Raw genomic sequence first — 9,262 nt, 5'->3', positions numbered from 1 at the left:
ATTGCTCCGACACCTTTGTCGTTTCATCCATACATATATTCTAATCCCGGGCACTGACAAACAACACCACCAACCCCGAATCTGTGCAACAACCACACACCCAGAACAGCTGTGGAGGAAACAACAACCAACACCACACCTGAACCTAGACGCCCAGCGAGTGTCTGAAGCCCTGTGCGCAGTGCGTACCTGAATCAATCGCGGTTGCGCGGCACCCCCGCCTTCGAGCAGACCCACCACCACGTTAGGCAAGTGCGTCCCGAACAACGTCGCGTAAGCAGATAATCCGACGCTGCAAACTGAAAATGCGGCTAATGCGAAGAAGAGATCGCATTAGCCGCACAGTAGAGAACCGGTGGGATTATTCCCGCTCAGCCAGGTCCAAGGCCCGCTTGAGGGAAACAGTCGCCGAGTAGATGGCTGTCGCATCCGATCCTGCAGCAACTCTCAGGTCGAGGGATGAGGCAAAGTTCTTGGCAGCGGCCTCAAACTGACCCTTGCTGAAATTCACCTTGCCCAACTGCTGGAACACCCAAGCCTCCATGGGCTTGCCCGTTACCTCGGGAAGCACAGAGCGCAGAATCCCTTCGGCACGGTCATAGCTCTTACTGGCGCGCAACACCTCGGCGTCAAGCACCTGCAGACGCAATGAGGTCGGGTCGGCCAGACGTGCGTCAGCGGCAACCTCTGCCGCCTCGGCAGTGAGGCCCTTGGCCAGGAGGACAAAGATGTGATCGCCGGCGTCCGAAGACTCCTCGAGGGCAGCGGCACACAGCTCCTCATCAACAACCTCAGGCAGGAGCGTTTCGGGATTTACAGCCGTGCCGGGAAAACCGGCCGAGGGCCAATCCTTCAGACTCATGCTTCCGACGCAATCTCTTGGTACGCGGCAAAGAGCAGCGACTGGTCGGGCACATCGAGCACGCGCGGGCGGCCAATGCCGTCGAGAATGACGAAGCGCAGCAGATCACCGCGGGTCTTCTTGTCGCGCTTCATGGCGTCGAGCAGGGCCTGCCAGCGGTCGCGACGGTAGCTCAGGGGAAGACCGAGCAGTTCCAGGATGGAACGGTGACGATCGGCGTCTTCGTCGCTGAGACGGCCAACGCTGCGGGCTAGCTCGGCGGCAAACATCATGCCCACAGCAACGGCTGCTCCGTGGCGCCAGGAGTAACGTTCCGTGAGCTCGATGGCGTGACCGAGGGTGTGCCCGTAGTTCAGGATTTCGCGCAGGCCCGTTTCCTTCAGGTCCTCGGAGACAACCTTGGCCTTGACGGAGATGGAGCGTTCGATGAGTTCGCGCAAAACCTCCGAGCGAGGATCTGTCACAGCTTCAGGATTGGCCTCGACGAGGTCAAGGATCACCGGGTCAGCGATGAAGCCGCACTTGATGACCTCGGCCATGCCGGAGATGAGTTCGTTGCGAGGCAGGGTGTCCAGGGTATCCAGATCAACCAGGACGCCGGCCGGCGGGTGGAAGGTTCCCACCAGGTTCTTACCTTCGGCGGTGTTGATGCCGTTCTTGCCACCCACGGCGGCATCGACCATGCCCAGCAGGGAGGTGGGCATCGTGACGAGCTTGACACCTCGGAGCCAGGTTGCTGCCACGAAACCAGCGACGTCGGTCACGGCGCCACCACCCACGGCCACGACGGCGTCGGAGCGGGTGAAGTCGTTCTTTCCCAAGACTTCCCAGCAGAAGGAAGCCACCTGAATGTGCTTGCCTTCTTCGGCATCGGGAATCTCGGCCGTGAGCGCCGTGAAGCCAGCGGCCTCGAGGTCATCCCGAACGGTGTCGCCGGTCAGGCGCAGCGCGCGGGGGTGGATGACCAGAACCTTTTTGACCCGCTCACCCAAGAGGGCTGGGAGCTGGTTCAAGAGCCCGCGGCCCACGACGACGTCGTAGTTTTCCTTCGGCAACTCGCCGGTGACCTTGATGACTGTGTTGGGGACTGCGGGGGTGTTCTGGATGTTCACGGTTTAAGAATTCTCTTTCCTTGATTCTGTTTCCAGCAGGTGGATCAGCCGCTCAACGAGCTGCGGCACATTTGAATTGCTGACATCCAGCGTGATGTCGGCCAGGCGGGCGTAGACGGGGCCTCGGGTGAGTACCAGTCGCTGCCAGGTGGCTACGGGGTCCGCAGCCAGCAAGGGCCGTCCGGTATTACGGGTGATGCGTTCCTTGACCGTCTCAAGATCGGCGCTCAGGAAGACTACTGTGGCCCGGGCCAGCAATTGCTGTGTCCCGGAGTCCAGGACCGCTCCCCCACCGAGGGAGAGCACCACGGTTTTCGGTTTCGGAACATCGAGGACATCGGCAATGGCCCGCGCCTCGAGTTGGCGAAAGTGGTGCTCACCCTTAGCAGCGAAGATGCGTGGGATGGGTCCGTGCTTGGCGACAATCTTATGATCGGAGTCGATGAAGTCGATCCCGAGCACGCGAGCAAGCTCGGCACCAATCACGGATTTGCCCACAGCCATGGGCCCGATCATGACGATGGGACGCTGGGGCACGAACTCCGGCGCCCCAGCCGGATCCTTGCCCGGAGACATCAGTGACCCAGCGTATCCAGGTTGGCCGGGATAGCTGCGAGGTAGCTGTCCATGTTGCGCTTGGTCTCGGCGATGGAGTCGCCACCGAACTTCTCAACAAGAGCCTCGGCCAGCACGAGGGCCGTCATGGCCTCCGCGACAACGCCGGCGGCCGGGACAGCACAGACATCCGAGCGCTGGTGGTGAGCCTTGGCAGGCTCGCCCGTGGCGACGTCGATCGTCTTCAGTGCGCGCGGGACGGTGGCGATGGGCTTCATAGCCGCACGGACGCGCAGCACGTCTCCGATGCTCATGCCACCCTCGATGCCACCGGCGCGGTTGGAGGTACGGATGATCCGGCCCTCTTCGTCGCGCACGATCTCATCGTGGGCTGCCGAGCCGCGGCGGGCTGCCGTGGCAAAGCCGTCGCCTACCTCGACGCCCTTGATGGCTTGGATGCCCATGAGGGCTCCGGCCAGGCGGGAGTCCAGGCGACGATCCCAGTGCACGTAGCTACCCAGGCCGGGAGGGAGGTTGTACGCCAAAACCTCGACGACGCCGCCGAGGGTTTCGCCCTGCTTCTGCGCCGTGTCGACTTCCTCGACCATGGCGGCGGAGGTTGCCGCGTCAAAGCAGCGCAACGGATCGGCGTCCAGTGCTGCCACGTCAGAGAAGACGGGCAGCGCGGCGGTTTCCGGAGACGCAACTCCGGCAATTTGTACCGTGTGGCTGACGAGCTCAACACCTACGGCGGCTAGCATCTGCGCGGCAACAACTCCAAGGGCAACACGGGTTGCGGTCTCGCGGGCGCTGGCGCGTTCCAGGACGGGACGAGCCTCGCTGAAGGCATACTTCTGCATGCCGGTGAAATCTGCGTGTCCCGGACGCGGGCGCGTCAAGGGAGCGTTACGGGCCTGGCCCTCCAACGCAGCGGCATCCACGGGGTCAGCAGACATGATCTGCTCCCACTTGGGCCACTCGGAGTTAGCGATCTGAATGGCAACGGGGCCACCCTGAGTCAGCCCGTGGCGGACACCACCGAGGATGGTCACCACGTCCTGCTCAAACTTCATCCGGGCACCGCGACCGTAGCCGAGGCGGCGGCGTGCCAGGGCGTCCTGGATGTGGGCGCTCGTAAGCTCCACACCGGCAGGGACGCCTTCAATAATTCCCACAAGGGCCGGGCCATGTGATTCTCCGGCGGTCAACCAACGCAACATACTCTCTATCCTGCCATGTTCTGCTCGTGGGGGTTCCGCCTATGGACGCCAATTGCGTCGCACATCACATTGATGACGTCCCCTTGCTTGTCTGTTGCGAGCGTGCCGTATCCTCCGGCCTCCGCAAACAGCTTGACTTGTTCAACACCTTGGTACAGCAGCATTTCAATGCCGGCCACGACGATTCCGCCGCGCGCTTCCCACGCCTGCGCGAGAGCACTTGGCCAGGGATCGTAGGCCACATCCAAAAGGATGCCAGCACTTTCCTGCCCGCTAGCGGCAAAGTCCGCAGCCAGCGGGTCTGCCGCGCGCGGCGGCAAGGTGGAAATGACGACGTCGAACCCTCCGAGGGCGGTTGCCGCACCTTCAAAGGTGCTCAGGGAGGCGGGAGCGCCCAAGGCCTCCGCGACCTCCATGGTGTCGGCAGCCTTCGCGGGGTTGCGCACAAACACGACAATCTCGCTGGCGTCGAGCTCAACAAGTGCCGCAAGCGCCGAGACGGCCGTGCCCCCGCCACCGAGGATGGCGGCCCGCGGACCGTCCTGTGCCCCGGCGTGACGCAGCGCGTTGAGGATGCCAGCCACATCGGTGTTATCGCCACGCAGGAAGGTGGTTCCGCCGTCGTCCGTTGCGGCGATGATGGTATTGACCGAGCCGAGGGTCCGCGCGACGGGCGTCAGCTCATCAACCAGGTCCACGGCGGCATTCTTCAGCGGCATCGTGACGGACAGGCCGTACCAATTGCCCTCCGCGCGCACCTGCGTCAGGAGCTCGGCAAGGGCCGGAATCTCCACGTCGATGGCGCGGTAGCTAAAGTCGATGCCGAGCAGCTGGTAGGCGGCGTTGTGGAGCGCGGGAGACTGGGAATGCCCAATCGGGTGTCCCAAGACCGCGCCCTGCAAAGAGGCTGGCATTTACTTGCACTCCCCCACATTCGCCTCACACCAGGCGGTGTACTTGGTAACGTTCACCAGGTGCTCGGCGTAGGTGGCGGCGTAGAGGGTTTCGCCGGTCTTCAGATCCACCGTGACCCAGAAGTAGTACGGGTTGCTCTCCGGATGCGCCGCGGCCACGATAGCCTCACTGCCCGGGGAACCAATGGGGCCCACGGGGAGGCCGGGGTTGGCGAAGGTGTTGTACAGATTCGACTTGTCGGCCTTTTGTTCGGCCGTGATGTTGTACGTCTTCAGACCCAGACCATAGGCGACGGTGGCGTCGGATTCGAGGCGGCCGCCGGTTTCCCCATTGGCATTGTTGATGCGGTTCTCGATGGCGCCGGAAATCTTGGCGTAGTTGGCCTTATTGCCTTCAAATTCAATGATGCTGGCGATCGTGAGGACCCGGTACTGATCAGCCGGATCGGTGATACCGGCCTCCGTGAGGGACTTTTCGGTCGCCGCGACCATTTCGCTCAGGATGCCCTTGGCGTCCAACTCAATCGGGAAACGGTACTCGCCCGGTGACAGGTACCCCTCGAGGCTCTTCGCCTGTGCTGGCAAGCCAAAGAGGGCCGGCTGGTTGGCAAGGACTTCAAATTCGCTTTCGGAAATTCCGGTGCCCTCGGCCAGGACGGCCAGGGTGTCCTTGATGCGTAGATTTTGCGCAACAGCTGCGTAGTGGACCTTGTCGTTGCTGACGGCCAGAAGCACCGAGACAGCGTCGGAGGCCTTCATCTGGGCCTTCATGCTGAAGGTGCCCGGCTGCAGGGCAGCCGTGCCATCGGCGGCGGTGAGCGCGTCAAGGAAGGCTTGCTCGCTGGCAACCACATCCTTTTCCTTCAGCTCCGTGGCCACCGTACGGCCCGTGGCCCCATCGGGGACAACGATCTCCACGGATCCGGTTCCGGGGCCTGGGTAATCTGCTGCCTGCAAGCCGCCGAGCATGGGCTTGATCGCTTGGACGGCAAAGAAGACGACGCCGACAAACAAGGCCAGGATGACCAGGAACGCCAGGCTACGACGGCGACGGCGCACACGCTTGGAGACGCGGCTGCTGCGGCGTGACGGCAACGCGGCGTACTCTACCTCGGGGTGCTCGTCGTCGTACTCTTCGTAGTGTTCTTCGGGGTGTTCCTCGTGAGGCTGCTCCGCCTCATAGTATTCAACATACTGGGAGGGTTGCATCGGTGCTTCACTCGACTGATTGTCGCGGAACCGTTCGCTCATAGTGCCTGACTCGATTCTTCAGACACGGCATTTTGCGTGAAAATGGTGGGATCCTCTTCGTGTTCAGATGCTCCGGCAGTCCCCACAACGCGCGGCTCAATGGTGCGCACGGCTTGGCCAACAGTGGCATTGCGCGCCTTTTGCATGTCTATGGCGTGCTGCAAAATCTCCACGGCAGCCACTTGATCAACTACTTTACGGTGCTCACGCGAGCTCATACCGGCTTGATGAAGAGCCTGATGAGCGCTGACGGTGGTCAGGCGCTCATCAATCAAAAAGACCGGAACGTCCAGCTCGGCGTCCGCTAAGAAGGACACCAAGACGCTGGCGTAGCTGCGTGCCATTTCTGCGGAGGCTTTTTCCTCACCCTTCATGGTTCTGGGCAGCCCAACGAAGATCTGGACGGCGCCGCGGGCGGCAGCCTCCTTGACAACGACCTTGACGTCGCTGTTCTTCTTCAGATCCCGGCTCAAGGTTTTGACCGGGGTGGCCAGAATGCCGTCGGGGTCGCAGACGGCCAAGCCGACGCGGACCATTCCTACGTCCACGCCCAGCTTGACCCCCTGCGGGAAATTATGCTCCGTCACGCTAACCCTACGGTCGATTCTTCACGGCATCGCTGATGGCCGTCAGTGCTGCGCCAATAGCGTTCACATCCGAGCCACCACCCTGGGCCATATCGGGCTTGCCACCGCCGCCTCCGCCGAGAATGCCGGAGGCGGTCTTGACGAGGTTACCGGCTTTGACGCCGGCCGCACGGGCGGCCTCGTTAGTCACGACCAAGATAATGGGGCGGGAGTTACTGGCACCGGCGACGGCGACAGTTGCCGCACCCGAGCCGAGACGTTCGCGCAGATCCAAGGCCAGGGCCCGCAGATCATCGGCACTGCTCACCTCACCGGCGTCGTGCGCGATGATCCGCACACCGTTAGCATCAACGGCCGTGCCGAGAAGGTTTCCGGCGGCGGCGCTGAGCTGTTCCTTGCGGAGCTGCTCCAACTGCTTTTCCGCGTTCTTGAGCTTCAGCAGGGTTGCCGAGACGCGTTCCTGCAGGAGGTTGGAGGGAACCTTGAGCATGTCGGTCAACGAGTTGACCAGGGCACGCTCGGCGGCGAGGTGGCGGAAGGAATCCAGACCGACGAAGGCCTCGACGCGACGGTTTCCGGAACCCACCGACTGCTCACCCAACAAGGTCAGGGACCCGATACGGGAGGTGCTATCTACGTGGGTACCACCGCAGAGCTCACGGGACCAAGCGCCGTCGATTTCGACAACGCGCACCTCGGAACCGTAGTTCTCGCCGAACAAGGCCATGGCGCCGAGGGCCTTGGCAGCGTCCAGATCCATGACCTTAGTGTCCACGCGGTAGTTATTTCGAATGGCAATGTTAGCCACTTCTTCAATTTCCGAGCGGGTTGCCGTGCTCAGGCCCTCGCCCCAGGCGAAGTCAAAGCGCAGGTAGCCGGCCTTGTTGTAGGAACCACGCTGGGTGGCTTCCGGGCCGAGAATCTGGTGCAGGGCGGCGTGCACAATGTGCGTTCCCGTGTGGGCCTGCTCTGCGGCGTGGCGGCGTTCCCGGTCGACGGCGGCACGCACCAAAGCGTCAGTCGGCAGTTCACCTTCGCGCACAATGGCCTTGTGCACGCTCAGGCCCTTGATGGGCTTCTGGACGTCCAAGACCTCGACGACGAAGCCGTCACCGGTGATGAAACCGGTGTCCGCGGACTGTCCACCGGCTTCTGCGTAGAACGGGGTGGCATCCAACACGAGGGAGATCTCATCGCCCGTGGAGGCGTGCTGCACGGCGGCACCGTTGGAGAGGATGGAACGCACGCGTCCCTCACCCTCGAGCTCGGTGTAGCCCGTGAAGACCGTTTCGCCCTGAGCCAGCAGCTCGTGGAAGACGGACAGGTCGGCGTGACCGCCCTTCTTGGACTTGGCGTCCTTCTGAGCGCGCTGGCGCTGTTCGAGCATGAGGGCCCGGAATCCGGCCTCATCCACGGCCAGTCCGGCCTCTCCGGCCATTTCCAGGGTCAGGTCAATGGGGAAACCGTAGGTGTCGTGCAGGGCAAAGGCCTCGGCTCCGGAGAGTGAGGTGTTGGCTGCCTTGGATTCCATAACGGCTTCTTCCAGGCGTGCGGTACCGCTGGCGATGGTGCGCAGGAAGGCACGCTCTTCGGCGTAAGCAATGCGAGCGATGCGGGCGAAGTCCGCCTCAACCTCGGGGTAGGCACCCTTCATGGCGTCGCGGGAAACCGGGAGCAACTCGGGCAACACGGCGGTTTCCACACCGAGCAAGCGCATGGAGCGCACGGCGCGGCGGATGAGGCGGCGCAGGACGTAACCGCGGCCCTCGTTTGACGGGGACACGCCGTCGGAAATCAACATGAGAGCCGAACGGATATGGTCGGCGACAACACGCAGACGGACATCGTCCACGTGGTGCGGGTCGGCCGGGTCCTCGGTGGAGGTGTAGTTCTTGCCGGCCAGCTCGGCAGCCTTGTCCAGAACGGGGCGCACCTGATCGGTTTCGTACATGTTCTCCACGCCTTGGAGAATCATGGCCAGACGCTCCAGGCCCAAGCCCGTGTCGATGTTCTTCTTGGGCAGTTCGCCCAGGATTTCAAAGTTGTCCTTGCCGGTGCCTTCGCCACGCTGGAACTGCATGAACACGAGGTTCCAGATTTCAATGTAGCGGGTGTCGTCTGCGGCGGGGCCGCCGTCGATGCCATATTCCGGGCCGCGGTCATAGAAGATTTCCGAGCAAGGGCCGGCCGGGCCGGGCTGGCCGGTGGACCAGTAGTTATCTGCCTTACCCATTTTCTGGATCCGGTCTGCGGGGACGCCAATCTTGTCTCGCCAGATCTCCAGGGCTTCCTCATCATCGAGGTAGACCGTGACCCACAGCTTTTCGACGGGCAGACCGAAGCCGCCCTGCTCAACGGGGCTGGTCAGCAGCTCCCAGGCGTAGCTGATGGCGCCTTCCTTGAAGTAATCGCCGAAGGAGAAGTTTCCGCACATCTGGAAGAAGGTACCGTGGCGAACCGTCTTGCCGACCTCTTCGATGTCACCGGTACGGATGCATTTCTGCACGCTGGTCGCGCGCTCAAACGGCGGAACCTCGCGGGCAGTCAGATACGGGATGAAGGGAACCATGCCGGCCACCGTGAACAGCAGCGACGGGTCGGAGGACACCAGAGAGGCCGAGGGCACGGGGGTGTGTGACTTGCTGGCAAAAAAATCTACCCAGCGGCGTGCGATTTCGTGCGATTTCATTAGCCTGGTGGCTCCTTCAATAGTTCTAGCTGGTACAACGCTTAAATGTGTGATGCAAAAGCGCCTACGCGC

The 9,262-nt window shown here is 62.5% G+C and carries 8 protein-coding genes; all 8 read right to left on the bottom strand.

From position 1 onward, the window contains the following. Nucleotides 1-361 precede the first annotated feature (361 nt). From CVS30_RS17450 to alaS, 8 genes are read right to left on the bottom strand one after another with little or no spacing between them, the layout of a single operon-like run. Nucleotides 362-862, bottom strand: a complete 501-nt coding sequence (locus CVS30_RS17450) for a tetratricopeptide repeat protein (protein WP_110486827.1) — start codon at nt 860-862, stop codon at nt 362-364. Continuing rightward, nucleotides 859-1,968: a 3-dehydroquinate synthase gene (gene aroB / locus CVS30_RS17445; RefSeq protein WP_110486834.1), complete on the bottom strand. Its 1,110-nt coding sequence runs from the start codon at nt 1,966-1,968 to the stop codon at nt 859-861. The genes CVS30_RS17450 and aroB overlap by 4 nt, the downstream gene beginning before the upstream one ends. 9 nt (nt 1,969-1,977) lie before the next feature. Beyond that, entirely contained in the window at nt 1,978-2,550 is a 573-nt protein-coding gene (locus tag CVS30_RS17440) for a shikimate kinase (protein ID WP_110486826.1), read from the bottom strand. Then, nucleotides 2,550-3,749, bottom strand: coding sequence for a chorismate synthase (gene aroC / locus CVS30_RS17435; RefSeq protein WP_110486825.1), 1,200 nt, complete (start codon nt 3,747-3,749; stop codon nt 2,550-2,552). The genes CVS30_RS17440 and aroC overlap by 1 nt, the downstream gene beginning before the upstream one ends. A gap of 5 nt (nt 3,750-3,754) precedes the next feature. Then, nucleotides 3,755-4,663 (bottom strand): shikimate dehydrogenase, encoded by a 909-nt coding sequence (locus tag CVS30_RS17430; RefSeq protein WP_110486824.1) that lies wholly within the window; start codon nt 4,661-4,663, stop codon nt 3,755-3,757. Then, on the bottom strand, nt 4,664-5,914 hold the full coding sequence (gene mltG / locus CVS30_RS17425) for an endolytic transglycosylase MltG (RefSeq protein WP_245934675.1): 1,251 nt from the start codon (nt 5,912-5,914) through the stop codon (nt 4,664-4,666). After that, nucleotides 5,911-6,450 (bottom strand): Holliday junction resolvase RuvX, encoded by a 540-nt coding sequence (gene ruvX / locus CVS30_RS17420; protein WP_110486832.1) that lies wholly within the window; start codon nt 6,448-6,450, stop codon nt 5,911-5,913. Before ruvX ends, mltG begins: the two co-directional genes overlap by 4 nt. 58 nt (nt 6,451-6,508) lie before the next feature. Beyond that, nucleotides 6,509-9,190 (bottom strand): alanine--tRNA ligase, encoded by a 2,682-nt coding sequence (gene alaS, locus CVS30_RS17415; protein WP_110486823.1) that lies wholly within the window; start codon nt 9,188-9,190, stop codon nt 6,509-6,511. Nucleotides 9,191-9,262: the final 72 nt, after the last annotated feature.

Origin of the sequence: Arthrobacter psychrolactophilus (assembly GCF_003219795.1) — a bacterium.
In the GTDB taxonomy this organism is placed as follows: Bacteria; Actinomycetota; Actinomycetes; order Actinomycetales; family Micrococcaceae; genus Specibacter; species Specibacter psychrolactophilus.
This window is presented reverse-complemented; position numbering and strand designations above follow the sequence as displayed.

Excerpts from the sequence above, each read along its gene's own strand:
- CVS30_RS17450 (WP_110486827.1), bottom strand. The coding sequence starts at position 862 with ATGAGTCTGAAGGATTGGCCCTCGGCCGGTTTTCCCGGCACGGCTGTA.
- CVS30_RS17440 (WP_110486826.1), bottom strand. The coding sequence starts at position 2,550 with ATGTCTCCGGGCAAGGATCCGGCTGGGGCGCCGGAGTTCGTGCCCCAG.
- aroC (WP_110486825.1), bottom strand. The coding sequence starts at position 3,749 with ATGTTGCGTTGGTTGACCGCCGGAGAATCACATGGCCCGGCCCTTGTG.
- CVS30_RS17430 (WP_110486824.1), bottom strand. The coding sequence starts at position 4,663 with ATGCCAGCCTCTTTGCAGGGCGCGGTCTTGGGACACCCGATTGGGCAT.
- mltG (WP_245934675.1), bottom strand. The coding sequence starts at position 5,914 with ATGAGCGAACGGTTCCGCGACAATCAGTCGAGTGAAGCACCGATGCAA.
- ruvX (WP_110486832.1), bottom strand. The coding sequence starts at position 6,450 with ATGGTCCGCGTCGGCTTGGCCGTCTGCGACCCCGACGGCATTCTGGCC.
- alaS (WP_110486823.1), bottom strand. The coding sequence starts at position 9,190 with ATGAAATCGCACGAAATCGCACGCCGCTGGGTAGATTTTTTTGCCAGC.